The sequence below is a fragment of the Micromonospora chokoriensis genome, from assembly GCF_900091505.1.
In the GTDB taxonomy this organism is placed as follows: Bacteria; Actinomycetota; Actinomycetes; order Mycobacteriales; family Micromonosporaceae; genus Micromonospora; species Micromonospora chokoriensis.
Genome location: NZ_LT607409.1, coordinates 2672476 through 2696316 on the forward strand (window position 1 = coordinate 2672476; position 23841 = coordinate 2696316).

Annotated in this window: 26 protein-coding genes and 1 riboswitch; of the genes, 18 read left to right on the forward strand and 8 right to left on the reverse strand. The window is 72.1% G+C overall.

Annotated elements, in window-relative coordinates; all coding sequences use genetic code 11:
* Positions 1–201: 201 nt before the first annotated feature.
* The 3 genes from hrcA (at position 202) to GA0070612_RS12710 (ending at position 3177) form a co-directional block, all read left to right on the forward strand.
* Positions 202–1224, forward strand: a complete 1023-nt coding sequence (gene hrcA / locus GA0070612_RS12700) for a heat-inducible transcriptional repressor HrcA (protein ID WP_088988080.1) — start codon at positions 202–204, stop codon at positions 1222–1224.
* A 71-nt stretch (positions 1225–1295) separates the two neighbouring features.
* Positions 1296–2441: a molecular chaperone DnaJ gene (gene dnaJ, locus GA0070612_RS12705; RefSeq protein WP_030491782.1), complete on the forward strand. Its 1146-nt coding sequence runs from the start codon at positions 1296–1298 to the stop codon at positions 2439–2441.
* 1 nt (position 2442) lies between these two features.
* Positions 2443–3177, forward strand: coding sequence for a 16S rRNA (uracil(1498)-N(3))-methyltransferase (locus GA0070612_RS12710; RefSeq protein ID WP_088988081.1), 735 nt, complete (start codon positions 2443–2445; stop codon positions 3175–3177).
* Positions 3178–3181: 4 nt separating this feature from the next.
* Here the strand turns inward: GA0070612_RS12710 and ppk2 are convergent, their stop codons facing one another.
* Positions 3182–4093 (reverse strand): polyphosphate kinase 2, encoded by a 912-nt coding sequence (ppk2, locus tag GA0070612_RS12715; protein WP_088988082.1) that lies wholly within the window; start codon positions 4091–4093, stop codon positions 3182–3184.
* Between the two features lie 72 nt (positions 4094–4165).
* Positions 4166–4927, reverse strand: coding sequence for an SDR family NAD(P)-dependent oxidoreductase (locus GA0070612_RS12720; RefSeq protein WP_088991456.1), 762 nt, complete (start codon positions 4925–4927; stop codon positions 4166–4168).
* A 46-nt stretch (positions 4928–4973) separates the two neighbouring features.
* Here GA0070612_RS12720 and GA0070612_RS12725 point away from each other — a divergent pair, with 46 nt between their 5' ends.
* From GA0070612_RS12725 to GA0070612_RS12760, 8 genes are all read left to right on the forward strand, one after another.
* Positions 4974–5333, forward strand: a complete 360-nt coding sequence (locus GA0070612_RS12725) for a histidine triad nucleotide-binding protein (protein WP_088988083.1) — start codon at positions 4974–4976, stop codon at positions 5331–5333.
* A 76-nt stretch (positions 5334–5409) separates the two neighbouring features.
* Entirely contained in the window at positions 5410–6798 is a 1389-nt protein-coding gene (locus GA0070612_RS12730) for a serine hydrolase domain-containing protein (protein ID WP_231924541.1), read from the forward strand.
* Between the two features lie 130 nt (positions 6799–6928).
* A complete protein-coding gene (locus tag GA0070612_RS12735) occupies positions 6929–7987 on the forward strand; it encodes a PhoH family protein (RefSeq protein ID WP_088988084.1) in 1059 nt (352 codons plus the stop codon).
* 15 nt (positions 7988–8002) lie between these two features.
* On the forward strand, positions 8003–8476 hold the full coding sequence (gene ybeY / locus GA0070612_RS12740; protein WP_088988085.1) for an rRNA maturation RNase YbeY: 474 nt from the start codon (positions 8003–8005) through the stop codon (positions 8474–8476).
* A complete protein-coding gene (locus tag GA0070612_RS12745; protein WP_088991459.1) occupies positions 8452–9900 on the forward strand; it encodes a hemolysin family protein in 1449 nt (482 codons plus the stop codon). Before ybeY ends, GA0070612_RS12745 begins: the two co-directional genes overlap by 25 nt.
* Positions 9893–10279, forward strand: a complete 387-nt coding sequence (locus GA0070612_RS12750) for a cytidine deaminase (protein WP_088988086.1) — start codon at positions 9893–9895, stop codon at positions 10277–10279. Before GA0070612_RS12745 ends, GA0070612_RS12750 begins: the two co-directional genes overlap by 8 nt.
* A gap of 5 nt (positions 10280–10284) precedes the next feature.
* Positions 10285–11181, forward strand: a complete 897-nt coding sequence (gene era / locus GA0070612_RS12755) for a GTPase Era (RefSeq protein WP_088991458.1) — start codon at positions 10285–10287, stop codon at positions 11179–11181.
* Between the two features lie 188 nt (positions 11182–11369).
* Positions 11370–12437, forward strand: a complete 1068-nt coding sequence (locus tag GA0070612_RS12760; protein ID WP_088988087.1) for an acyltransferase family protein — start codon at positions 11370–11372, stop codon at positions 12435–12437.
* Here GA0070612_RS12760 and GA0070612_RS12765 read toward each other — a convergent pair.
* Positions 12424–13230 carry a DUF4097 family beta strand repeat-containing protein gene (locus GA0070612_RS12765; RefSeq protein ID WP_088991460.1) on the reverse strand — a complete coding sequence of 269 codons (807 nt, stop codon included), beginning with the start codon at positions 13228–13230 and terminating at the stop codon, positions 12424–12426. The genes GA0070612_RS12760 and GA0070612_RS12765 overlap by 14 nt on opposite strands.
* Positions 13231–13332: 102 nt before the next feature.
* On the opposite strand from GA0070612_RS12765, the gene recO reads away from it, so the two are divergent.
* From recO to GA0070612_RS12790, 5 genes are all read left to right on the forward strand, one after another.
* Positions 13333–14199 carry a DNA repair protein RecO gene (recO, locus tag GA0070612_RS12770; protein WP_088988088.1) on the forward strand — a complete coding sequence of 289 codons (867 nt, stop codon included), beginning with the start codon at positions 13333–13335 and terminating at the stop codon, positions 14197–14199.
* 4 nt (positions 14200–14203) lie between these two features.
* Entirely contained in the window at positions 14204–15019 is an 816-nt protein-coding gene (locus tag GA0070612_RS12775) for an isoprenyl transferase (RefSeq protein ID WP_088988089.1), read from the forward strand.
* Positions 15020–15085: 66 nt separating this feature from the next.
* Positions 15086–15271 carry a hypothetical protein gene (locus tag GA0070612_RS12780; RefSeq protein WP_088988090.1) on the forward strand — a complete coding sequence of 62 codons (186 nt, stop codon included), beginning with the start codon at positions 15086–15088 and terminating at the stop codon, positions 15269–15271.
* A 347-nt stretch (positions 15272–15618) separates the two neighbouring features.
* Positions 15619–15846: a thioredoxin reductase gene (locus GA0070612_RS12785; RefSeq protein WP_088988091.1), complete on the forward strand. Its 228-nt coding sequence runs from the start codon at positions 15619–15621 to the stop codon at positions 15844–15846.
* Complete coding sequence (locus GA0070612_RS12790; RefSeq protein WP_088988092.1) at positions 15843–16604, forward strand: pirin family protein; 762 nt, start codon at positions 15843–15845, stop codon at positions 16602–16604. Before GA0070612_RS12785 ends, GA0070612_RS12790 begins: the two co-directional genes overlap by 4 nt.
* 284 nt (positions 16605–16888) lie before the next feature.
* On the opposite strand, the gene gndA is transcribed toward GA0070612_RS12790, so the two are convergent.
* Both gndA and GA0070612_RS12800 read right to left on the reverse strand, forming a co-directional pair.
* Complete coding sequence (gene gndA, locus GA0070612_RS12795; protein ID WP_088991461.1) at positions 16889–18331, reverse strand: NADP-dependent phosphogluconate dehydrogenase; 1443 nt, start codon at positions 18329–18331, stop codon at positions 16889–16891.
* Positions 18332–18462: 131 nt separating this feature from the next.
* Positions 18463–18759: a thiamine-binding protein gene (locus tag GA0070612_RS12800; RefSeq protein WP_088988093.1), complete on the reverse strand. Its 297-nt coding sequence runs from the start codon at positions 18757–18759 to the stop codon at positions 18463–18465.
* Positions 18760–19049: 290 nt separating this feature from the next.
* Between GA0070612_RS12800 and GA0070612_RS31405 the strand changes: the two genes are divergently transcribed.
* Entirely contained in the window at positions 19050–19484 is a 435-nt protein-coding gene (locus GA0070612_RS31405) for a hypothetical protein (RefSeq protein WP_157742461.1), read from the forward strand.
* A gap of 245 nt (positions 19485–19729) precedes the next feature.
* Here the strand turns inward: GA0070612_RS31405 and GA0070612_RS12810 are convergent, their stop codons facing one another.
* From GA0070612_RS12810 to GA0070612_RS12820, 3 genes are all read right to left on the reverse strand, one after another.
* Entirely contained in the window at positions 19730–20530 is an 801-nt protein-coding gene (locus tag GA0070612_RS12810; RefSeq protein WP_088988094.1) for an energy-coupling factor transporter transmembrane component T family protein, read from the reverse strand.
* Positions 20527–21957, reverse strand: a complete 1431-nt coding sequence (locus tag GA0070612_RS12815; protein WP_088988095.1) for an ABC transporter ATP-binding protein — start codon at positions 21955–21957, stop codon at positions 20527–20529. Before GA0070612_RS12815 ends, GA0070612_RS12810 begins: the two co-directional genes overlap by 4 nt.
* A gap of 102 nt (positions 21958–22059) precedes the next feature.
* The gene (locus tag GA0070612_RS12820; RefSeq protein ID WP_088991462.1) at positions 22060–22653 is read right to left on the reverse strand and encodes an ECF transporter S component; all 594 of its coding nucleotides are present in this window, start codon (positions 22651–22653) and stop codon (positions 22060–22062) included.
* Between the two features lie 74 nt (positions 22654–22727).
* A riboswitch (TPP riboswitch) is annotated at positions 22728–22832 on the reverse strand.
* Between the two features lie 107 nt (positions 22833–22939).
* Here GA0070612_RS12820 and GA0070612_RS12825 point away from each other — a divergent pair.
* Positions 22940–23770 carry an alpha/beta fold hydrolase gene (locus GA0070612_RS12825; protein ID WP_088991463.1) on the forward strand — a complete coding sequence of 277 codons (831 nt, stop codon included), beginning with the start codon at positions 22940–22942 and terminating at the stop codon, positions 23768–23770.
* Positions 23771–23841 lie beyond the last annotated feature (71 nt).

Here is a 23841-nt window from a genome sequence, read left to right on the forward strand (position 1 = left end):
ACGCCGCACCAGAGCAACACCTGCCGGCAGTGTGGGCCGTGCGGGCCCGCCAGGGTGGCGCGGGCCGCACCGATGGGCCGCCGTTGATCATCGCGTCGACGGGTACCTCGACGTAGACTGGCACTCGCTACAGTCGAGTGCCAGGACGGCCCGGCCGGCCCCAGGAAGCCGGCGGCCGACGTGCGACAGGAGGTGCGGAGGATGGGTCTCGACGACCGAAAGCTCGCCGTGCTCCGCGCCATCGTCGAGGACTACGTCTCCACCCAGGAGCCGGTCGGCAGCAAGGCGCTGGTCGAGCGGCACCAGCTCGGGGTCTCCCCGGCCACGGTCCGCAACGACATGGCCGTGCTGGAGGAGGAGGGCTACATCCGGCAGCCGCACACGAGTGCCGGCCGGGTGCCCACCGACCGCGGTTACCGACTCTTCGTCGACCGGTTGTCCCGGGTCAAGCCGCTCAGCCCGGCCGAGCGTCGGGCCATCGAGCGCTTCCTGGTCGGGGCGGTGGACCTCGACGACGTGGTGCACCGCACGGTGCGGCTGCTCGCCCAGTTGACGCGGCAGGTGGCCGTCGTGCAGTACCCGTCGCTGGCCCGCTCCTCGGTGCGTCACCTGGAGCTGGTGCCGATCTCCACCACCCGGCTGATGCTCGTCATGATCGCCGACACCGGGCGGGTGGAGCAGCGGCTGGTGGAGCTGCCCGGGCCGGTGCCCGCCGACGACGTCACCGACCTGCGTCGGCTGGTCAACGAAAAGTTGGCCGGAGCCCGGCTGTCCGACACCCCGCCGCTGGTGCAGGCGCTGGTCGAGGAGGCGCCGACCCAGCTGCGGCCGATGATGACCATGCTCTCCACGGTGCTGCTGGAGACGCTCGTCGAGCGGCACGAGGAACGCATCGCGCTGGCCGGCACCGCGAACCTCACCCGGGGTGGCCTGCTCGACTTCCAGGGTTCCCTGCGACCGATCCTCGAAGCCCTGGAGGAGGAGGTCGTGCTCCTCAAGCTCATCGGTGAGACCGAGCCGAGCACGACCCGGGTGCTGATCGGCGACGAGAACGAGTTCGACAACCTGCGGGCCGCGTCGGTGGTCAGCACCGGCTACGGTCCGGGCGCGACGATCGTCGGCGGTCTGGGGGTGCTGGGGCCCACCCGGATGGACTACCCCGGCAACATCGCCACGGTGCGCGCCGTGGCACGCTACGTGGGCGAGTTGCTGGCCCAGAACTGACCAGTCAGGGCCGACGGCCGGCGGCTGCCGGATCGGCGCAACGCGAGACGAACATGAGGACACGGAACGCAGTGGCCAGGGACTACTACGGCATTCTCGGCGTGAGCCGGGAAGCCTCCGATGACGAGATCAAGCGCGCCTACCGCAAGCTGGCGCGCCAGTTCCACCCGGACGTCAATCCGGACCCGGAGGCTCAGGAGAAGTTCAAGGACATCAACGCCGCGTACGAGGTCCTCTCGGACGACCGGAAGCGGCAGATCGTCGACCTCGGTGGCGACCCGCTCGCCCCCGGTGGCGGTGGCGCGGGAGGCCCCGGTGGGCCCGGTGGCGCGGGCCCGTTCGTCGGTTTCCAGGACATCATGGACGCCTTCTTCGGCGGCGCCGGGGGCAACGCCCGTGGCCCGCGTCCGCGGACCCGTCCGGGCGCCGACGCGATCCTGCGACTCGAACTCGACCTGCACGAGACGGCGTTCGGCGTCGAGGCGCCGATCACCGTCGACACCGCTGTGCTCTGCACCACCTGCTCCGGCGCGGGCACGGCCGCCGGCACCCACCTGGCGACCTGCGAGGCGTGCGCCGGTCGGGGCGAGGTGCAGTCGGTGCAGCGCACCTTCCTCGGCCAGGTGGTCTCCGCCCGGCCGTGCACGGTGTGCCAGGGCTACGGCACCACCATCCCGCACCCCTGCCCCACCTGTGCCGGCGACGGCCGGGTGCGCACCCGCCGCTCGCTGACCGTCAAGATCCCGGCCGGCGTCGAGGACGGCATGCGGATCCGGCTGGCCCAGCAGGGCGAGGTCGGCCCGGGCGGCGGCACCGCCGGCGACCTCTACGTGGAGATCCACGAGCGGCCGCACGACGTCTACTCCCGCAAGGGCGACGACCTGCACTGCCGGGTCACCGTGCCGATGACCGCGGCGGCGCTGGGCACCCGGCTGACCATCAAGACCCTGGACAGCGAGGAGACCGTCGACGTCAAGGCCGGCACCCAGCCGGCCAGCACGCTGCGTCTGCGCGCCCGGGGCGTACCGCACCTGCGCGGCACCGGCCGGGGCGACCTCTACGTGCACCTGGACGTGCGGACCCCGACCAAGCTCGACCCGGACCAGGAGAAGATGCTGCGCGACTTCGCCAAGACCCGCGGTGAGGAGGTCGCCGAGCTGTCCAAGCAGGGCGGCTTCTTCTCCCGGATGCGCGACGCGTTCAACGGGCACGCCTGAGGTGTCCGCGCCGCTGTTCCTGGTCGAGGCGCTGCCCACCGACGACGCGCTGACCCTCGCGGGTCCGGAGGGGCACCACGCGGCCACCGTGCAGCGGCTGCGCGTCGGCGAGGAGCTGCTGCTCGCCGACGGGCGCGGCGGCACCGCCACCGCCGTGGTCACCGCCGTCGGCCGGGGCAGCCTGGAGGTCACCATCACCTCCCGGGGGTACGCGGACGCGCCCGTACCCCGGATCGTCACCGTGCAGGGCATCGCGAAGGGCGACCGGGGCGAGTTGGCGGTGCAGGCGATGACCGAGGTCGGCGTCGACGAGATCGTGCCGTGGGCGGCGTCGCGCTCGGTGACCCAGTGGCGCGGCGACCGGGGCGTACGCGCGCGGGAGAAGTGGGTGGCGACGGCCCGGGAGGCTGCCAAGCAGTCCCGCCGGCCGTGGTTGCCGGTGGTGGCCGGCGCGCCCGACGAGTCGACCGCCACGGTGGCCCGTCGGATCGCCGGTGCCGCCGCCGCGTTCGTGCTGCACGAGGAGGCCGACGAGCGGCTGACCACCGCCGACCTGCCGACCGCCGGTGAGATCGTCCTGGTGGTCGGCCCGGAGGGTGGCATCGCCCCGGCCGAGCTGACCGCGTTCCGCGAGGCCGGCGGCCGGCCGGTGCGACTCGGGCCGGCCGTGCTGCGCACCTCGACCGCCGGCGTGGCGGCGCTCAGCGTGCTCGCCACCCGCCTCGGCCGCTGGTGACCGTTCAGGGCCTGGGGAACACCGGCACGACCTCCTCCTCCGGCCCCAGGTCCAGCCCGGCGTTTCCGATGATCTGCGGGTCCGGTGTGCCGACCACCTCCGGATCCTTGCCGGCGTAGTCGAAGCGGTTCAGCACGTGCCGCATGGCCTCCAGTCGGGCCCGCTTCTTGTCGTTGCTCTTCACCACCGTCCACGGCGCGTCGGCCGTGTCGGTCCAGAAGAACATCGCCTCCTTGGCCTCCGTGTAGTCGTCCCAGCGGTCCAGCGAGGCGATGTCCATCGGGGACAGCTTCCACTGCCGGACCGGGTCGACCTGGCGGATCGCGAACCGGGTGCGCTGCTCGTTCTGGGAGACGGAGAACCAGAACTTGACCAGTCGGATGCCCGAGCGCACCAGCATCCGCTCCAGCTCCGGGGCCTGACGCAGGAACTCCAGGTACTCCTTGCGGCCACAGAAGCCCATCACCCGCTCGACGCCGGCCCTGTTGTACCAGGACCTGTCGAACAGCACGATCTCACCGGCCGCCGGCAGGTGCGCCAGCCACCGCTGGAAGTACCACTGGCCGGCTTCCCGTTCGTCCGGCTTGGCGAGTGCCACGACCGACGCGCCGCGCGGGTTGAGGTGCTCCATGAAGCGCTTGATGGTGCCGCCCTTGCCGGCCGCGTCCCGGCCCTCGAAGATGACCAGCAGCCGCTCTCCGGACTCCTTGATCCAGTCCTGGAGCTTCAACAGCTCGATCTGGAGCAGCCGCTTGTCCCGGTCGTACTCGTCACGGTCCATCCGGTCGTCGTACGGGTAGTCCTCCCGCCACGTGTCGACGGGAGTCCCGTCGGATCGGAGCAGGACGGGGTCGTCGTCGTGGCCGTCGGCCACCCGGTAGTCGGCAGTGAGGTCCAGCAGCGCGGAGTCGGCCATGTCGGAGGCCTTTACCCGCCCGTGTGCCGCGAGCCACCTGTTCGACCGGGTGACTTGCCGCCGCGTGTGGGATCAGCTGCGCAGGTAGGAGGCACCGTTGAGATCGACGATCGTGCCGGACGTCCACTCGGCCTGCGGCGAGGCCAGCCAGTGCACGGCGGCCGCGATCTCCTCCGGTCGGCCCACCCGGTCGAACGGGCTCTGCGCCCGGATCGCCGCGCCCTGCTCGCCGTCCAGGTACTCGGTGACCATGTCCGTCGCCACGAAGCCCGGCGCGACGGTGGCGACAGCGATGCCGTACGGCGCGAGCGCCACGGCGAGGGACTGACCCAACGCGTTCAGCCCCGCCTTGCTGGCACCGTACGCCGGCTGGTGCGGCTCGCCGCGGAACGCGCCCCGGGACGAGACGTTGACGATCCGCCCGCCACTGTCGCGCATGTGCTGGGCGGCGCACCAGATGACGTTGCCGGCACCGGTCAGGTTGGTCTCCACCACCTGCCGCCAGCGCTTCTGCCACTCCTCGTACGAGGCGCCGAAGATCGGGTGCGGGTCGTCCCGGTCGCCGTACGTCCCGGCGTTGTTCACCAGGACGTCCAACCCGCCGAGCGCCTCGGCCGCCCGGTCCACCATGGCCCGTACCGCGTCCGGGTCGGTGAGGTCCGCGCGGACCACCACGTGCCCGGCGCCGGGGAGCCGCCCGCGCACCTCCTCGGCCGCGTCGGCGGAGTCCCGGTGGTGGATCGCCACCCGGTCGCCGCTCTCGGCGAACGCCCGCGCGACGGCGGCACCGATCCCGCGCGAGGCTCCGGTCACGAGTACCGCCCGATCCGTCATGCCGGCCATCCTGCCCGAGCCGCGAGCGGGTCCTTACACTGCCCCGATGGGATCCGACTGCCTGTTCTGCCGCATCGTCGCCGGGGAGATCCCGGCCACCGTGGTCCGGGAGACCGACACCACGCTCGCCTTCCGCGACATCGACCCGAAGGCGCCCGTGCACGTCCTGGTCATTCCGAAGGAGCACTACGCCGACGTCGCCACCCTCGCGCAGGGTGACCCGGCGCTGGCCGCCGACGTGTTGGCGACGTCCGCCGCCGTGGCCGAGGACGAGGGTCTGCTCGGCGACGGTTTCCGGTTGATGTTCAACACCGGCGCGTACGGCGGTCAGGAGGTGTTCCACGTGCACGCGCACCTGCTCGGTGGTGCGCCGCTCGGCCCGATGCTCGCCCGGGACCTGGCATGAGCGAGCGCAGCGAGCGAATCATCGGGCTCGGTGCGGAGGTGTCTCGTGGCGGCACGCAGCGAAGCGGAGTGACGGCGTGAGCGAACCCGACCGTCGCGTGCACGAGCACCTGGGTCGACTCGTCCGGCAGGTGCAGGCCGACGCCCGGGTGCCGGCGGTGTCGGTGGCGCTGCACCGGGCCGACCGGCCGCTCTGGACGTGCACCGTCGGCGAGACCGGCACCGACAGCCCGTTGACGCCGGACACCCAGTTCCGGATCGGCTCGGTCACGAAGACCTTCACCGCGGTGCTCACCCTCCAGTGCCGCGACGACGGGCTGCTGGACCTGGACGACCCGGTGGGTCGGCACCTGGACCTGCCCGCACACGGCGAGCTGACCGTGCGCCGGTTGCTGTCGCACACCGCCGGCCTGCAACGCGAGCCGTTCGGCGACGTGTGGGACAGCCTGCGCGCACCGGACGACGACCGGTTGGTGGCGGAGCTGGAACGGGCCGAGCGGGTGCTGCCGACCGGCCGCCGGTTCCACTACTCCAACCTGGGCATGGCCGTGCTCGGTCGACTGGTCGCCCGGCTGCGCGGCGAGAGCTGGGCGCAGGCGCTCACCGAGCGGATCCTGACGCCGCTCGGGCTGACCGACACCACGGTGACCCCCCGACCGACGGCGGCCACCGGATTCCTGGTCGACGCGTACTCCGACGAGGCGCACCCGGAGCCACCGACCGACTTCGGCGCTGTCGGTCCGGCCGCGCAGCTCTGGAGCACCGCCACCGACATGGCGCGGTGGGCGGCGTTCCTGGCCGACCCGGTGGCACTGGACCCGGCCGGCGCGGTGCTCGCCCCCGCGACGCTGGACGAGATGCGCTGGCCGGTGACCACCACCGACGAGACGCTCTGGGGCGCGGGCTTCGGGCTCGGGCTGCTCCTGATCCCGCAGGGCGAACGGGTGATGCACGTGGGGCACGACGGGGCGATGCCCGGTTTCCTCGCCGGCGTGTACGGCCGCAGGGGAGGCGACGGCACGGCCGGTGCGATGGGCGCTGCGGTGCTCGGCTCGTCCGGTACGGCGGCCGAACTGTTCGACCTGACGCACCGGCTGCTCGCCGCGGCGGTCGAGCGGGATCCGGCCGACATCACGCCGTGGCGGCCGGGGGCACCCGCGCCGGCGGCAGTGCGGGGGATGCTCGGCCGCTGGTGGGGGGAGGGTTCCGAGTACGTCTTCTCCTGGCACGACGGATCCCTGCGGGCGCGTGGGGTGGGGGACCCGGCCGGACGTCCTCCGGCGGTCTTCGTGCCCCTGCCGGACCAGCCTGACGTGTTCCGTACGGCGTCCGGTCGGGAGGTCGGTGAGCTGCTGCGACTGACCCGGGACGAGGCCGGCGTGGTGGTCCGGATGCACTGGGCGACGTACCGGTTCACCCGCCACCAGGAGACCTTCGACAGGTACGACTTCCGGGCCGGGCGTTGATCGCGGCCAGCGGAAATGGGCGCGATGCGGCCCGCGTCGAACGGATACGATGGGTGCAACGTCCGCACGTCGGCCAGCAGGCCGGCGCCGAGATCGAGAGCAGGTGGCGCAGGGCCCTTCGGCCCGACCTATGACCGGCACCCCACCTCCCGGCCCGCCCCGGGTGCAGACCAGGATCACCGTGCCCGACTCAAAGATCATGGTCAATCTGCTCGGCGCAGGCGACGAGATCCTCCGACTCGTCGAACGCTCGGTCACCAGTGACGTGCACGTCCGCGGCAACGAGATCACCATCACCGGCGACCCCGCGGACAACGCCCTCGCCGAGCGGGTCTTCAGCGAGCTGCTCGAACTCATCGAGAAAGGCGAGACCCTGACCACTGACGCCGTCCGGCGTACCGTCGGCATGCTCGAGCAGGGCAGCGCCGAGCGGCCCGCCGAGGTCCTGACGCTCAACATCCTCTCCCGTCGCGGGCGCACCATCCGACCCAAGACCCTCGGTCAGAAGCGTTACGTCGACGCCATCGACTCGAACACCATCGTCTTCGGCATCGGCCCGGCCGGCACCGGCAAGACCTACCTGGCGATGGCGAAGGCCGTCCAGGCGTTGCAGGCCAAGCAGGTCAACCGGATCATCCTGACCCGGCCGGCGGTCGAGGCGGGGGAGCGGCTGGGCTTCCTGCCTGGCACGCTCAACGAGAAGATCGACCCGTACCTGCGGCCGCTCTACGACGCGCTGCACGAGATGCTCGACCCGGAGACGATCCCGAAGCTGATGGCCCAGGGGACGATCGAGGTCGCGCCGTTGGCCTACATGCGGGGTCGGACGCTGAGCGACGCCTTCATCATCCTGGACGAGGCGCAGAACACCACGCCCGAGCAGATGAAGATGTTCCTCACCCGACTCGGCTTCAACTCCAAGATCGTCGTCACCGGTGACGTCACCCAGGTGGACCTTCCCGGCGGGACGACCAGCGGTCTGCGGGTGGTCCGCGAGATCCTGGAAAACGTCGAGGACGTGCACTTCGCCCAGTTGTCCAGCTCCGACGTGGTCCGCCACCGGCTGGTCGGGGAGATCGTCGACGCGTACGCCCGCTGGGACGCCGAGCGGGAGAACCAGCAGGCACAGGGCGTCCACGCCGTGCCCGGGCGACCCGCCCAGGGCGGCCGGGCCGGCCGCCGCCGCTAAAGCAGAGGAAAGCAGTTGTCCATCGAGATCGCCAACGAGTCCGGTGTCGACGTCGACACCGACGCCGTGCTCGCCGTCGCCCGGCACGCCCTCGACGAGATGGGGGTCAACCCCCTCGCCGAGCTGTCCGTGCTGCTGGTCGACGTCGAGTACATGACCGAGCTGAACCACCACTGGATGGGCGGCGACGGGCCGACCGACGTGCTCGCCTTCCCCATGGACGAGGGCAGCGTCGACCACGGCCCGGGTGAGTCCGCGCCGGCCGGCGGCGAGCCCGCCCTGCTCGGCGACATCGTGCTGTGCCCCGAGGTCGCGGCCAAGCAGGCGGCGACGGCCGGGCACACGCCCGCCGACGAGCTGCACCTGCTCACCGTGCACGGGGTGCTGCACCTGCTCGGTTACGACCACGCCGAGCCGGAGGAGGAGCGGGAGATGTTCGGGCTCCAGGCTCGGCTGCTGGCCAGCTGGCGGTCGACCCGCACCCAGTGATGTCCACTCCTCCGTTACTCGCGGCCGGTGCCACCGCCGGCCTTCCTGACCTTCAGCTGATCGTCTTCGCGGCCGGCCTGGTGGTGCTGGCCGGTCTGATCGCGATGACCGAGGCGGCACTCGCCGCGGTCTCGCCGGCGCGAGCCGCCGAGCTGGCCCGCGACGGTGTGCGTGGCGCCAGGACCCTCCAGGTCGTCGCCGGCGACGTCGTCCGGCACCTCAACCTGCTCCTGCTCCTGCGACTGCTCGCCGAGTTGACCGCCACCACGCTCGTCGCGTTGGTCGCGGTGGACAGCTTCGGCGCGGGCTGGCGGGCCGCGCTGGTGACCGCCGGCGCGATGACGGTGGTCAGCTTCGTGGTGGTCGGCGTCGCGCCGCGCACCATCGGCCGACAGCACGCGTACGCGGTGGGTCGGGCGGTCGCACCGATGGTCCGCTGGCTGGGCCGGGCGCTCAACCCGCTCGCGTCGTTGCTGATCCTGATCGGCAACGCGGTCACCCCGGGGCGCGGCTTCCGGGAGGGGCCGTTCGCCACCCAGGTGGAGTTGCGCGAGCTCGTCGACCTGGCCGAGCAGCGCGGCGTGGTCGAGCACGGCGAACGTCAAATGATCCACTCGGTGTTCGCGCTCGGCGACACCATCGCCCGCGAAGTGATGGTGCCGCGTACGGAGATGGTGTGGATCGAGGAGGGCAAGACGCTGGCGCAGGCGCTGGTGCTCTTCCTGCGCTCCGGTTTCTCCCGCATCCCGGTGATCGGCGAGAGCGTCGACGACGTGTTGGGTGTGCTCTACCTCAAGGACCTGATCCGTCGCTCCCGGGGCGGCGACCCGCAGGCCGAGCAGTTGCCGGTGGCCGAGTTGATGCGCCCGGCGACCTTCGTGCCGGAGTCCAAGCCGGTCGACGACCTGCTGTCGGAGATGCAGGCGGCCCGCAACCACCTGGTCATCGTCGTCGACGAGTACGGCGGCACCGGCGGTCTGGTCACCATCGAGGACATCCTGGAGGAAATCGTCGGTGAGATCACCGACGAGTACGATGTCGAACGCCCGCCCGTCGAACGTCTGACGGACTCCTCGGTGCGGGTGACCGCCCGCCTGCCGGTGGAGACCCTGGGCGAGATGTTCGACACCGACCTGCCCACCGACGAGGTGGAGACGGTCGGTGGCCTGCTCGCCCAGTCGCTGGGGCGGGTGCCGATCCCCGGTGCGGAGGTCGAGGTCGCCGGCCTCCGGTTGGTCGCCGAGGGCACCACCGGCCGGCGAAACCGGATCGACACCGTCCTGGTCAGCAGGGCCGAGCCGGGCGACGACCACGACACCGCGGGGCGGCACGAGAAGGACACCGCGGGGCGCGGCGAGCACGCCGGCCCCGGGGACGACACGGACAACTACCGAGACGACGAGAGGCAATCCGCCGATGCCTGACACACCCGCCGCGCCCACCGCACAACCCACCCCCACCGCGGCGGTCGCGTTGAGCGCCGAGGACGGCAAGCTCGTCGTCCTGGCCCGGGGCGCCCGCGCGCGGGTCGGTGCCGTGGAGGGCGCCGCGGTCCGGGATCAGGACGGGCGGACGTACGCGGCGGCCAGTGTCGCGCTGCCCTCGCTGACCCTCACCGCGTTGCAGTTGGCGGTCGCGTCGGCGGTGGCGGCCGGGGCGAGCCGGCTGGAGGCCGCGGTGGTGGTGACCGAGGCGTCGACGCTGGACGGCGCCGGTCACGCGGCGGTGCGCGACCTCGCTGGCGACGCCCCGATCCACGTTGCCGCACCCGACGGCACGGTCCTCGGCACGGTGACCCAGTGAGTCCCGTGCAGGACCCGGAGGCCCGGCCGTACCGTGCCGGTTTCGGCTGTTTCGTCGGTCGGCCCAACGCGGGCAAGTCGACGTTGACCAACGCCATCGTCGGCACCAAGATCGCGATCACCTCGAACAAGCCGCAGACCACCCGGCACGTCATCCGTGCCGTGCTGCACCGCCCGGAGTCGCAGCTGGTCCTGGTCGACACCCCGGGCCTGCACCGCCCCCGGACGCTGCTCGGCGAGCGCCTCAACGACCTGGTCCGGTCCACCTGGACGGAGGTCGACGTGATCGGCCTCTGCATCCCGGCGAACGAGCCGGTCGGGCGCGGTGACAAGTTCATCACCGGCGAGCTGGCCGGGTTGAAGGCGACAGTGCTGGCGGTGGTCACCAAGACCGACCTGGTGGACAAGCGCCAACTGGCCGAGCAGTTGCTCGCGGTCAGCAAGATGGGAGACTTCGCCGAGATCGTGCCGGTGAGCGCGGTGGCCGGGCACCAGGTGGACACTCTGGTCGACGTGATGACGAAATATCTGCCGCCGTCGCCGCAGCTCTACCCGGACGACATGCTGACCGACGATCCCGAGCAGGTTCTCGTCGCGGAGCTGATCCGGGAGGCCGCGCTGGAGGGGGTTCGTGACGAGCTCCCGCACTCCATCGCCGTGGTGGTCGAGGAGATGATCCCCGAGGGCCAGGTCATGAAGATCTACGCCGACCTGTACGTGGAGCGGCCCAGCCAGAAGGCCATCGTTCTCGGTCACAAGGCGAGCCGGCTCAAGGAGGTCGGCACCAACGCCCGCCGGCAGATCGAGGAGCTGCTGGGCGGCCGGGTCTATCTCGACCTGCACGTACGGGTCGCGAAGGACTGGCAGCGCGACCCGAGGCAGCTGCGCAAGCTGGGCTTCTGACCCCACCGCACCGACCGGTCGGCCGATCGGGCCGGCCGGCGCGGGTACGGCTGTCGTCGTACCCCATGATCGTCTTCGGTCATGTCGGTGGAGAGATTCACGTTCGGTCGGGGGTGCTGTCCGTTTCGCGCGGGCACCGCGCAGGGTAGGGGAACGACGCCAAGCGTCCCCGACCGAGATGCAGGCTGATGCGCAACAGGTACCTCGACGTGCTCCGTTTCCTGGCCATCGTCCGAGTGGTCGTCTACCACGTCACCGGGTGGGCGACCCTCACGCTCGTCTTCCCCGCCATGTCGGTGATGTTCGCGCTGGCCGGTTCGTTGATGGCCGCGTCGCTCACCCGCTCCGGGCCGGCGGCGGTCGGGCGTCGGCTGCGTCGGCTGCTGCCGTCACTGTGGGTGCTCGCGGCGGTCTTCGTGCCGGCCATGCTGCTCAGTGGGTTGCCGGTGAGCCCTCGGGTGCTGCTGTGGCTGTTCCCGATCGCCGACCCACCGGCCAACGACTGGGGCGCCCTGGCCCTGAGCGTCATCTGGTACCTCCGCGACTACCTGTGGTTCGTGCTCGCCTCACCTGTCGCGTTCTGGCTCTTTCGGCGTGCCCCGCTGCCAACCCTGCTCGCCCCGTACCTCCTCCTGGTCGCGATCGAGGCGGGGATCTACCCGGCGCCGACGGTGCTGCGCGAGTTCGGGCTGTACTTCGGAGCGTGGATGCTGGGCTTCGCCCACCACGCCGGGATGCTGCGCCGGCTCTCCGGCCGGGTGTTGTACCCGGTGGCGATCGCCCTCGCGGTGGGCGGCGGTGCCTGGATCGTCGGGCATCCGGGCCCCCGGGGGTACGACCTGAACGACAACCACCTGGGCAACGCCCTCTGGTCGGCCGCGTTCATCCTGGTCGTCCTCGGTCGGGCTCCCACCGGGGTGGAGTGGCTGGGTCGGAGCCGGCTGGCCGACCGGGCGGTGACAGTGGTCAACCGGAGGGCGCTCACCATCTACCTCTGGCACATGCCGTTCGTGGTGGCGCTCACTCCGCTGGTCGACGTGGTGGGTTGGTCCCACCAGGATCCGGTGGGGCTGGCCATCCGGGTGTTGCTGGTCTTCGCGCTGGTCGGCCTGGTCACCCTCGCCGTCGGTTGGGTCGAGGACGTCGCCGCCCGCCGCCGCCCGGAGGTGATCCCCGGTGGCCCGAGCCGACCGGCGGTGGTGCCCGCCCAGCGGACGGTCGGGGAGCAGGCCACCGTCGACGTCAACGCTGGCTGATCGTCACGTTGCCGCTGCCGGCCGAACCGTCGAGCACCAGCGACGCGGCCGGGTCGTCGGCGACGGTGACCCGCGCGTCACCGGAGCCCGCGCCGGAGCGCACCCGGTAACTGCCCGGCGGCACCAGCAACATCACGTCGCCGCTGGACGCGTGCGCCCGCGCCGCAGCCGGTTTGTCCAACTCGACGGTGACATTGCCGGAGCCGGCCTCGGCATCCGTCGTGCCACCGAGCCGCCGCGCGGTGATGTCACCGGACCCGGCGCGCAGGTGGACGGCCCCGCTGACCTCGCTCACGTCGATGTTGCCGGAACCGGTCTCCACCTCGACCGTGCCGCTCGCGTCGACGACCCGCACGTCACCCGACCCCAACCGAAGCTCCACCGCGCCGACCTTGCTCAGCTCGACGTCACCGGAACCGGACTCGCCCTGGAGAGCCACACCCTCCGGCACCGTCACCTCGTAGGAGACGCTGCACCGGTCGCCGCAGTCGGTGTCCAGCACCAGCTCGCTGCCCTTGATCTCGTACCGGGCCCGGGGCTCGCCACCCTGGTAGCGCACCACCCGCTTGATCCGCGCCTCCGCCGCCGTGCCGGTGCCCCGGACGACCACGTCACCGGAGCCCGGCAACACCCGGATGCTGGTGATCTGCACCGGCTCGGTGTCGTCGTAGTCGAGCCGACGCATGGCCAGGTTGTCACACCCGGCGAGCACGATGAGAGTGGTTGCCAGCCCCAGGGCGACGGGGGCGGTGACGCGACGACGGAGACCGCCGGTGGTCGGTTGCATTGCCATGGCCAGCACGCTACGGCCGGTCAAGAGCCGCGCGCATCGGGGTTAGTCCGCGCGTCCACCCCGAACCAACCCTGATTTCACACCCCGAGGGAGAATGGCCCGATGGCCGGGTACCGCCGACAGCTCTACCGCGACGACGCGGTGGTGCTGCGTGTGCAGAAACTCGGCGAGTCCGACCGGATCATCACACTGCTCACCCGCCGACACGGGCGGCTGCGGGCGGTGGCCCGCGGGGTCCGCCGCACCATGAGCAAGTTCGGTGCCCGGCTGGAACCGTTCGGCCACGTCGACCTCCAGCTCGCCGGTGACCCGAAGGGCAACCACGGCAGCGCGCTGCACACCGTCAGCCAGGTCGAGGGCATCGACCTGTACGGCAAACGGTTCCTGGGGGACTACCCGCGATACACGGCGGCCAGCGCGATCGCCGAGACCGCCGAGCGGCTGACCCCGGTCGAACGGGAGCCGTCGCTACGGCTGTTCCAGCTCACCCTGGGCGCACTGAAGGCGCTGTCCCGGGGCGAGCACGCCACCACCCTGGTGCTCGACGCGTACCTTTTGCGGGGGATGGCCCTCGCCGGTTGGGCGCCGGCGCTGATCGCCTGCGCGGTCTGCGGCACCCCGGGTCGGCACCGGGCGTTCTCGGTGCCGGCCGGCGGCGCGGTCTGCCCGGACTGTCGACCACCCGGCGCGGCCCACCCCGCGCCGGCCACCATCGACCTGATGTCCGCGCTGACCACCGGCGACTGGGTGCTCGCCGACGCCACCGACACCGGGGTACGCCGGGAGTGCAGCGGGCTGGTCGCGGCTCACCTCCAGTGGCACCTGGAGCGCGCGCTACGCTCGCTGCCGCTGGTCGACCGGGGTCCCTCGGCGGCCGGCGCGGCCTCGCCACCGGAAGGCGGCGGAGCCGTGGTGCTCCGGCCACGTGGCGACGTCGAGGCCGGGGCGGACGGCGCGAACAGGGAGTGACCGAGTGATCCGATCGAAGAAGGCCAGCCGGCGCGAGCCGACGCCGCCGACCCCACACCCGTCCGGCGCCCGGCCGCCGGCGCTGCCCGCCGAGGCGGTGCCGAAGCACGTGGCGGTGGTGATGGACGGCAACGGTCGGTGGGCCAAGGACCGCGGGCTGCCCCGCACCAAGGGGCACGAGGCGGGGGAGCACAGCCTCTTCGACACCATCGAGGGCGCCATCGAGATGGGCATCCCCTACCTGTCGGCGTACGCGTTCTCCACCGAGAACTGGCGGCGCTCGCCGGACGAGGTCCGATTCCTGATGGGGTTCAACCGGGACGTCATCCGTCGCCGCCGCGACCAGTTGGTCGACCTCGGCGTCCGGGTGGTCTGGTCGGGTCGCCCCGGGCGGTTGTGGAAGAGCGTCATCTCCGAGTTGCAGACCGCCGAGGAGATGTCCCAGGGCAACTCGACGCTGACCCTGCAGTTCTGCGTCAACTACGGTGGGCAGGCCGAGATCGGCGACGCCGCCGCCGCGATCGCCCGGGACGTGGCCGCCGGCAAGCTCGACCCGGCGAAGGTCACCGAGAAGACCGTCGCGAAGTACCTCTACCACCCGGAGATTCCGGAGGTGGACCTGTTCCTGCGCCCCTCCGGGGAGGAACGGATCTCCAACTTCCTGCTCTGGCAGACCGCGTACGCCGAGCTGGTCTTCCTGGACACGCTCTGGCCCGACTTCGACCGCCGCCACCTCTGGTACGCGTGCGAGCTGTTCGCGCAGCGGGACCGTCGCTTCGGCGGGGCACTGCCCAACCCGGTCGCCCCGGTTCTGAGCTGACGCGCTTACCCGCACGTCACACTGGGTACCAGTGACGTCAGAAGCCACTGACGGAGGTGAACCCACATGATCCAGAAGCGCATTGCCCAGTGGGCGGTGATGGCGGTCGCAGTGCCACTCGCGGCTGCCGGCGCCCGCCGACTCAGCCACACCCTGGAGGCCCGCCGTGGTCCCTCCGGAGCGACCCGGCTCCTGACCAGGGGCGCCGACCTGATCCGCCCCCAGAAGGCCAAGCGCCGCCGTTTCTTCTGACCCCGACAACCCTGGCGCCGCCCGCGATCCTGCGGGCGGCGCTTGCGTTGGTGCGCGGAGCCGCCCCGCCCCGCCCCCGCCCCCACCCTCGCCCCGCCCCCGCCCCCGCCCCGCCCCCGCCCCCGCCCCGGTCGATCATGGAGTTGTGGTGGCCGAATCAGCCGCTTTCGCGACTTATATGCACCACCACAACTCCATGATCGACGCGGCTGGGGTGGGCTGGGGTGGGCTGGGGTGGGGTGGGGTGGGGTGGGTGGGTGGGTGGGTGGGTGGGGTCGTTTCGGAGTTCTGCGGAAGGGGGGCCTGTAGGGTCCGGAAGTGGCGGGCCGACGGCGGTTGGAGTGCGCATGCGGGATCTCCGGTTCAAGATGATCATGGCGTTGAACGCTGCCGATCTGGGTGACCCGATCTGCGAGCAGGTGGCTGACATCTGTGCCGAGATCGCCGAGCAGCACTGCGCCGAGTTCGGCCACACACCACAACTCCGGACCGGCGAGATCGCCGAACTTGCCACCGGAGAACCGGCCCTGACCTGGGCGCCGTCGACCCCCGACGCCGGGCAGCGTGCCTGGTGACCGCGCCCGCCCCCGCAGTGGACGTCCGTCGCGCCGACGACCGCTTCGCCACCCGGATCTCCTGGCTGGACTCGAAGCACTCGTTCTCGTTCTCCCGGCACTACGACCCGGCCAACACCCACCACGGTCTGCTGCTGGTCAACAACGACGACGTGGTCCGGCCGGGCGCCGGCTTCGAGACCCACCCGCACGAGGACATGGAGATCGTCACCTGGGTGCTTCGTGGCTCCCTGGTGCACCAGGACTCCACCGGGCACTCCGGGGTGATCTACCCGGGGCTGGCGCAGCGGATGAGCGCCGGCACCGGCATCCTGCACTCGGAGAAGAACGACGCCTGGCGGCTCAACAACCAGGAGCCGCACAGCGACCCGGTCCACTTCGTGCAGATGTGGGTGCTCCCGGACGAACAGGGCGTCGACCCCGGCTACGAGCAGCTGGAGATCGAGGACGAACTGCTCCGCGGCGGCCTGGTGCCGATCGCCTCCGGGATGGACCGCTACGACGGCGCGTCCGCGATCCGGATCCGCAACCGCTACGCGACGCTGCACGCCGCCCGACTCGCCCCCGGCGACGAGGTCACCATCCCCGACGCGCCCTTCGTGCACCTGTACGTGCCCGACGGCACCGTCACCCTGGAGGGCAGCGGGCCACTGGGCACCGGCGACGCGGCCCGGCTGACCATGACCGGCGGCCGGCGCGTCACCGCCGACGAACCGGCCGAGATCCTCGTCTGGGAAATGCACGCCACGATCAACTGACCGGGGCCCGCGAACCTGTGCTGCGCCGGGCCGCGCGGTCTGCCGCGCCGCGCCGCGTCGTCTGCCGCGCCGCGTCGTCTCTCATGATCGTGCTCGAACATGGAAGTAGTGGCCTCCCATCGTCGGGAGGCCACTACTTCAAGGATCGAGCACGATCTTGCCGCGGGACGAGGCCCGGCAAGAACTGGGCCGACCCGAGCGTGTCGGGGCCGCGGGCCGCGGGCCTCCGGCCGTGGGCTGTGGGCCGCCGGTCGTGGGCTGTGGGCTGTGGGCCGTGGGCTTGTCTACGCCGGCGACTCGGTGCGGTCGGCGGCCCAGGTGGTGTGGAACGAGCCGTCCCGGTCCACCCGCTGGTAGGTGTGCGCGCCGAAGTTGTCCCGCAGACCCTGGATCAGCGCGGCGGGCAGCCGCTCGGCGCGCAGCGCGTCGAAGTACGCCAGCGACGACGAGAAGGCGGGCGTCGGCACACCGGCCCGGGTCGCGTCACCCACCACCCGCCGCCAGCTCGGCACACCGGCCGCGACGGCGTCGGCGAAGTACGGTGCGACCAGCAGCGTCGGAAGGTCGGGCTGCTGGTCGTACGCCTCGCGGATGCGGTCCAGGAAGCGGGCCCGGATGATGCAGCCGCCCCGCCAGATCGTCGCCGTGCCGCCGAGGTCGATGTCCCAGTCGTACTCCTGGCTGCCGGCCCGGATGTGGTCGAAGCCCTGCGCGTACGCGACGATCTTGGAAGCGAGCAGCGCCCGACGGACGTCCTCGACGAACGCCTCCCGGTCGGTGACCTGCCACTTGTCACCCGCGTCGGGGAATGCCCGGCGGGCCGCCTCCCGCTGGTCGACGTGCCCGGACAGCGAGCGGGCGAAGGTGGCCTCGGCGATTCCGGTGATCGGGATACCCAGGTCCAGGGCGCTCTGCACGGTCCATCGACCGGTGCCCTTCTGCTCGGCCCGGTCCTGCACGACGTCCACGAACGGTCGGCCGGTGTCCGCGTCGGTGTGCGCGAGCACGTCGGCGGTGATCTCGATGAGGAACGACCCCAGCTCGCCGTCGTTCCAGTCGCGGAAGATCTCCGCGATCTCCGCCGGCTTGGCGTCCAGACCGGAGCGGAGCAGGTCGTACGCCTCGGCGATGAGCTGCATGTCGGCGTACTCGATGCCGTTGTGCACCATCTTGACGAAGTGCCCGGCGCCGTCCGGCCCGACGTGCATGCAGCACGGCACACCGTCCACCTGCGCGGCGATCTTTTCGAACATCGGCCCGAGCTTGGCGTACGACTCGGCGGAGCCACCCGGCATGATGCTCGGGCCGAGCAAGGCGCCCTCCTCACCACCGGAGACGCCGGTGCCGCTGAAGTGCAGCCCCTGCGCGCGCAGCGCCTCCTCCCGACGGCGGGTGTCGGCGAAGTGGGCGTTGCCGCAGTCGACGATGATGTCGCCCTCCTCCAGCAGCGGCACCAACTCGTCGATCACCGCGTCGGTCGGCGCACCGGCCTTGACCATGACGATGACCGCGCGGGGTCGTTCCAGTGACGCCACGAAGTCGGCCATCGTCTCGCCCGGCACGAAGGTGCCCTCGTCGCCGTGCTCCGCGACCAGGCTGCGGGTGCGCTCCGGCGACCGGTTGTGCACTGCCACCGTGAAGCCGTTGCGGGCCAGGTTGCGGGCCACGTTGCGACCCATCACCGCCAGCCCGGTCACACCGATCTGTGCCTTCGCCTGCTCAGCCATCCGTGCCGCCACCTCTCGTCACCACTATTGGCGTTCCGAACCTATCGTGATGTGGGCCGATCCGGGACCAGTGATCCACCCTCTGATACGCCAGGTGGTCGCGAAGCTGCCGATGGTGGCGACGCGACCGGTCAACCCTCGGCGAGTCGGGCTTCGATCCGGGCGACCTTGCCGGTGAGCGCGTCGGTGACCCCGGGCCGGACGTCGGCCTTGAGCACCACGCTCACCCGGGGCGCCCGCGCGGCGACAACGTCGACCGCGCGCTTCACCACCGCCATCACCTCGTCCCACTCGCCCTCGACAGTGGTGAACATGGCATCGGTCCGGTTGGGCAGGCCGGACTCCCGGACCACCCGGACCGCCTCGGCGACCAGGTCACCCACGGAGTCGTCGCCGCCGAGGGGGGTGATCGAGAACGCGATCAGCATGTACCGATCGTGCCAGTAATTCGGGTGCGCGTCCCGTCGGGCGGCCGTTAGGGTACGGACATGCGTTACTGACGCCCCACCTTCCGAGCCGGCCCGCCGCCCCGCGCCGCGGTCCGTGCGCTCGCGGGCGTCCGCATGTCCCCTCCGCCGTTCGGCGGCGCTGGCTGTGTCCGATCCCGGCGAGCAGTCCCTCCACCGTTCGGCCGTCGCGTTGCGACGGTCACCAGCCGATCCGACCGGCCGCCGGCGCGCGGGACCGGCCGTTCCGGTCGGCATTGAAGGAGGCCCGCATGCCTGCCAGGCGCAATCCGAAGAAGTCCCGTAAGACACCGCTCGGCACCAACCCGACGACCGAGCACGGCCGTCCCCGAGCAACCCGCCCCGACCTCGACCTCGCGGTCGAGCCGGCGATCCAGGCCGAGCGGGCAGCGCTGGCCGACGCGGCGTCGCGGGAGGTGCTGGCAGAGCCGGCGCTGCCGGCGGTGCGGGTCGAGCCGGCGCTGCCGGCGGTGCGGGTCGAGCCGGCGGCGGTGCTCGATGAGCTGACGACGTCGATCGACGTGCCCGCGGCAGTCGACGCCCCGACGGTGGGAGCCCTGCCGAAGTCTGCCGGGCGACCGGCGGCACCGACGGCCGGACCGCCCCAGGGTGGCGGCGGTCGCGCGGGCGGCGGCCGCAGCCGACCGGCCGGTCAGACCCGCCGCTACGCCTTCCGCCGCAGCTGATCGGTCGTCCTGGCGTCCCCGTTACGCGGGGGCGCTGGGACATGGCAGCAATAACAGGGATGTAGTGGCCTCCTTCGCCAACGAGGCCACTACATCCCTGTTGTTGTGCGGATCTTGGCGGCGGCGGGGCGGTCGGGCGGGCAGCAGGCGGCAGCAGGCCAGCGGGCGGCGGCGGCGGGGGGTCGGGCGGCCAGCGGGCGGTCGGGCGGGCAGCAGGCGGTCGGGCGGGCAGCGGGGCGGCGGGCTCAGCCGATCAGGGGGCGGAAGGTGCCGAGGAGGACGCTCGTGGTCAGGGCAGCTCCGGCCAGGGCTGCCGCGCCGGCGACGAGGAGCCCGTCGGCGCGGGTGAAGTACTGGCGGCGGGCGACGGTTCGGGGCGTACCGGCGTCGAAGCCACGAGCGTCCATCGCCACCGCTAGCCGGGTGCCCCGGCGGATCGCCCCGACCAGCAGCGCGAACGCGGTGGAGGCGAACAGTCGCAGCTTGGCCAGCGGGTTGCCTCCGGCGTCGACGCCCCGTGCCCGCCGCGCCATGCTGATCATCTGCCACTCCTGGCCGAGCAGTGGCACCAGCCGGAACGCGGCCAGTGCCCCGATGGCGAACCGGGCGGGTGCTTTCGCGTTCTGGATCAACGCGTCGGCCAGGTCGGTGGGGTCGGTGGTCGCGAAGACGATCACTCCGGGCAGGGCCACCGCGAAGACTCGCAGCACCAGGCCGAGCGCGGTGAGCAGCACGCCGGTACTCACGAACACCGGTCCCGCGTCCAGCAGGACCCGGCCGGAGCGGTCGGCGGCGAAGAGCACCAGGGTCACCAGGATGCCGGCGGCGCTGAGGAGCAGGGGCCAGGCCCGCCGTGCCAGCACCCGGTAGCGGATGCCGAACAGCGGCAGGACGGCGAGTTCGAGCGCGATGGCGATCGCCGGGGCCACCGGGTCCAGAGTGGCCAGCAGGGTGAACGAGAAGACCAGGGCGGCGGCGACCTTCGCCACCGGGTTGCGGCGGGCCAGTGGCGCATCGGGCGCGGCGACCGGCTCGATACTGATCATCGGTCGTCGCCCGGGGTCGCTCGTAGGGTGACAGTGCGGTCGGCGAGCGCGGCGACGAAATCCGCGTCGTGGGTGACCGCGACCACGCCGTGTCCGGCGTCGCGCAGGTCGGCGAAGAGGTCGACCAGCTCCCGCCAGGTCCGCCGGTCCTGGCCGAAGGTGGGTTCGTCGCAGATCAACAGGCGGGGCGCGGTGGCCAGGGCGGTCGCCACGCTCAGCCGCCGCGCCTCACCACCCGAGAGGGTGTACGGGTTGGCAGCGGCGAGTCGGGCCAGCCGCAGCCGTTCCAGCAGCTCGGCCACTGTCTGCTTGACGGCTGAGTCGGGTTGACCGGTCCGGCGCGGGCCGAGCGCCAGCTCGTCGAAGACGGTGCCGGTGACGAACTGGTGCTCCGGGTCCTGGAAGACCGACCCGATCCGGCGGGCCAGGGCGGGGGCGCGCCAGCGGTGCGGGGGAGTGCGGTGGTCCGCGCCGGCCAATTCGGCGGACGCGGTGACCCGCCCCGTGCCCGGCCGGAGCAGCCCGCCCAGCAGCAACGCCAGGGTGGACTTGCCGACGCCGTTGGGTCCGCGGACGGCGAGCGCCTCGCCGGCGCGTACCCGAAGATCGGTGGAGGCCAGCCGGGGTGGCAGGCCGAGCCGGTCGGCGGTGAGCAACAGCTCCCCGGCCGCGGCGGTGGCCGGGCGGGGCGCGATGGGGTGACCCGGCACCCACACCCCCTCGGCGGCCAGGGCGGCGCCGTGGGCGGCGAAGACGGCTTCGGGTGTGCCGTCCGCACGGACCCCGCCGCCGGGTTCCAGGACCACCACCCGGTCGACCAGTGGCAGCGCCTCGGCGACCCGGTGCTCGACCAGGATCAGTGTGGTGTCGGCGTCCAGCGCACCGGCCACCGCCTGCCGGATCAGCTCGGCCCCGGCCGGGTCGAGGTTGGCGGTCGGCTCGTCGAGCAGCAGCAGGCCGGGGCGGAGGGCGAGCGCGCCGGCCAGGGCGAGGCGCTGCTGCTCGCCGCCGGAGAGCGCGGCCGTGTTGCGGTCGCGGGGGTACGGGAAGCCGACGCGGTGCAGCGCCTCGTCCACCCGGGGCCAGATCTCGTCGGTCGGCACTCCCCGGTTCTCCAGCCCGAAGGCGACGTCGTCGCCGCAGCGCGCCATCACCAGTTGGGTTTCCGGGTCCTGGAAGACGATGCCGACGCGCTCCCGCCCCTTGCGGGGGTCGAGCCCGTCGATCTCGACGATGCCCTCCTGCTCACCGGAGTCCTCGGGGAGCAGCCCGGCCAGCGCGCTGAGCAGGGTGCTCTTGCCGGCCCCCGACGGGCCGAGCAGCAGCACCCGTTCGCCGACCTCGACCCGCAGGTCGACCCCCCGCAGCGCCCAGGCCCGCCGCCCAGCGTGCCGCCAGCCGAACCCCCGCAGAACGACAGCGCCCACCGGCCCCCCTCTCGCACGCTTACTCGTTGTCGATCAAGAGGTTTGCGTCAGATTCCGCCTCCGGTTGACGCAAACCTCTTGATCAACGCAGCCGGACCGGGGTCAGACCAGGGCGCGGTCCCGGCCTGCCGGGAACCGGTCCAGGACGCCGGTGTTGGCCAGGGCCTTGGTCAGCAGCCAGCCACCGGCGCCGGCGATCACCGTGGCGCTGACGATGGTGATCAGCGCGTACGGGATGCGGTAGTCGGTCAGCTCGTAGTCGACGTTCCAGATGAAGAAGTCGAACAGCGCGGCGCTGAGACCGGTCAGCGCGCCGGCCAGGACCGCGGTCGGCAGCCGGAACGACCGGTACCGGAAGGCGGCGAACGCCAGCTCCGCGCCGATGCCCTGCACGATGCCCTGCGGGATCACCGTGCCGGCCCACTGGCTGCCCAGCAGCGCGGAGAGGACTGCGGCGACCGTCTCGCAGTAGAGCGCGGCACCGGGCTTGCGGATGACCAGGCCGCCGATCACGGCCGGCATCAGCCAGACGCCGTACAGCAGCGCCTGCGCCGGCGGGAAGAAGGTGAACGCACCCTCGGTGGCGCTCCAGACCAGGCCCCACGCCCAGAAGATGACGCCGAAGGCGACAGCGATCACCGAGGCGACCACGATGTCGATCGTGCGCCAACGGTGGGTGTCGGTGGTGGATGTCATGTGTTGCTCCCAGTTCGTGAGTGCGAACCAGGAGAAGACGCACGCCGCGTCCGGTGGCACCGGACGGCGGCGCGGCTGGAGGTCGACCGAACTCCCTGCGCTGGCATTACCCAGATCAGGTTCGAGGGTCTGCGGGCGTGCCCGCACTCTCAGCGCTGTGCGCTCCCCTGTCGGATGTGAAGTTGTCTCGCTGACGCTAACACCGACCGGGGGTGCGGGCCCAGCAGGGCACCCGCCTGACCTGCGGGAGCGGTCGGCCCGACCCCGGATGGGTACGCTTCCGATCATGCGGGTCGACGCGCGAGGCTTCACGTTCGAGGTGACCGACGCTGGTCCGCCGGACGGCGTGCCGGTTCTGCTGCTGCACGGTTTCCCGCAGCACAGCGGTGAGTGGGACGACGTCCTACCGGCACTGCACGCCGCCGGCCTGCGCACGTACGCGCTGGACCAGCGCGGTTACTCGCCGGGCGCGCGGCCCACGGCGGTGGCCGACTACCGGATTCCCGAGCTGGTCGCCGACGTGGTGGCGGTGCTCGACGCCCTCGGCCTGGACGCCGTCCACCTGGTCGGGCACGACTGGGGCGCGGTGGTGGCCTGGGCGGTGGCCGCCGGGCACGCCGAGCGGGTCCGCACCCTGACCGCGGTGTCCGTCCCACACCCGGCGGCCATGGCGTACGCCCTGAGCAACGACAGCCGACAGAAGGCCCGGTCGTCGTACATCGCGCTGTTCCGTGAGCCCGACAAGGCGGAGAAGGTGCTGTTGGCGTGGCACGCCACCGCGTTGCGCAAACTGCTCGGCGGGGTCGGCGACCGTGCCCGGGTGGACCGCTACGCCGACCCGATGCGCGAGCCGGGGGCGCTCACCGCAGCGCTGAACTGGTACCGGGCGATGTCCCGAGCCGACCTGGCCGCGGTCGGCCCGGTCGCGGTGCCCACCACGTACGTGTGGAGTGACCGGGACGTCGCCATCGGCCGGCCCGCCGCCGAGGCGTGTGCGGCGAACGTCACCGGCGACTACCGCTTCGTGCAGTTGGCCGGCGTCAGTCACTGGATCCCGGACGCGGCGCCGGGCCCACTCGCCGAGGCGATCCTGGCCCGGGCCGGCGGGACGGCCTGAGCTGGTAGAACGCGGGGCGCCCTGCCTGGTCGACGTGCTCGACTCGGGCGCGGTTGACTTGTTGGCCTGCA

Bases quoted from the DNA above. Each gene is read 5' to 3' on its own strand.
- hrcA (WP_088988080.1), top strand. From the start codon at position 202: ATGGGTCTCGACGACCGAAAGCTCGCCGTGCTCCGCGCCATCGTCGAG.
- ppk2 (WP_088988082.1), bottom strand. From the start codon at position 4,093: ATGGCCGACTCCGCGCTGCTGGACCTCACTGCCGACTACCGGGTGGCC.
- GA0070612_RS12720 (WP_088991456.1), bottom strand. From the start codon at position 4,927: ATGACGGATCGGGCGGTACTCGTGACCGGAGCCTCGCGCGGGATCGGT.
- GA0070612_RS12725 (WP_088988083.1), top strand. From the start codon at position 4,974: ATGGGATCCGACTGCCTGTTCTGCCGCATCGTCGCCGGGGAGATCCCG.
- GA0070612_RS12735 (WP_088988084.1), top strand. From the start codon at position 6,929: ATGACCGGCACCCCACCTCCCGGCCCGCCCCGGGTGCAGACCAGGATC.
- GA0070612_RS12750 (WP_088988086.1), top strand. From the start codon at position 9,893: ATGCCTGACACACCCGCCGCGCCCACCGCACAACCCACCCCCACCGCG.
- GA0070612_RS12760 (WP_088988087.1), top strand. From the start codon at position 11,370: ATGCGCAACAGGTACCTCGACGTGCTCCGTTTCCTGGCCATCGTCCGA.
- GA0070612_RS12765 (WP_088991460.1), bottom strand. From the start codon at position 13,230: ATGGCAATGCAACCGACCACCGGCGGTCTCCGTCGTCGCGTCACCGCC.
- recO (WP_088988088.1), top strand. From the start codon at position 13,333: ATGGCCGGGTACCGCCGACAGCTCTACCGCGACGACGCGGTGGTGCTG.
- GA0070612_RS12780 (WP_088988090.1), top strand. From the start codon at position 15,086: ATGATCCAGAAGCGCATTGCCCAGTGGGCGGTGATGGCGGTCGCAGTG.
- GA0070612_RS12785 (WP_088988091.1), top strand. From the start codon at position 15,619: ATGCGGGATCTCCGGTTCAAGATGATCATGGCGTTGAACGCTGCCGAT.
- gndA (WP_088991461.1), bottom strand. From the start codon at position 18,331: ATGGCTGAGCAGGCGAAGGCACAGATCGGTGTGACCGGGCTGGCGGTG.
- GA0070612_RS12800 (WP_088988093.1), bottom strand. From the start codon at position 18,759: ATGCTGATCGCGTTCTCGATCACCCCCCTCGGCGGCGACGACTCCGTG.
- GA0070612_RS31405 (WP_157742461.1), top strand. From the start codon at position 19,050: ATGCCTGCCAGGCGCAATCCGAAGAAGTCCCGTAAGACACCGCTCGGC.
- GA0070612_RS12810 (WP_088988094.1), bottom strand. From the start codon at position 20,530: ATGATCAGTATCGAGCCGGTCGCCGCGCCCGATGCGCCACTGGCCCGC.
- GA0070612_RS12820 (WP_088991462.1), bottom strand. From the start codon at position 22,653: ATGACATCCACCACCGACACCCACCGTTGGCGCACGATCGACATCGTG.
- GA0070612_RS12825 (WP_088991463.1), top strand. From the start codon at position 22,940: ATGCGGGTCGACGCGCGAGGCTTCACGTTCGAGGTGACCGACGCTGGT.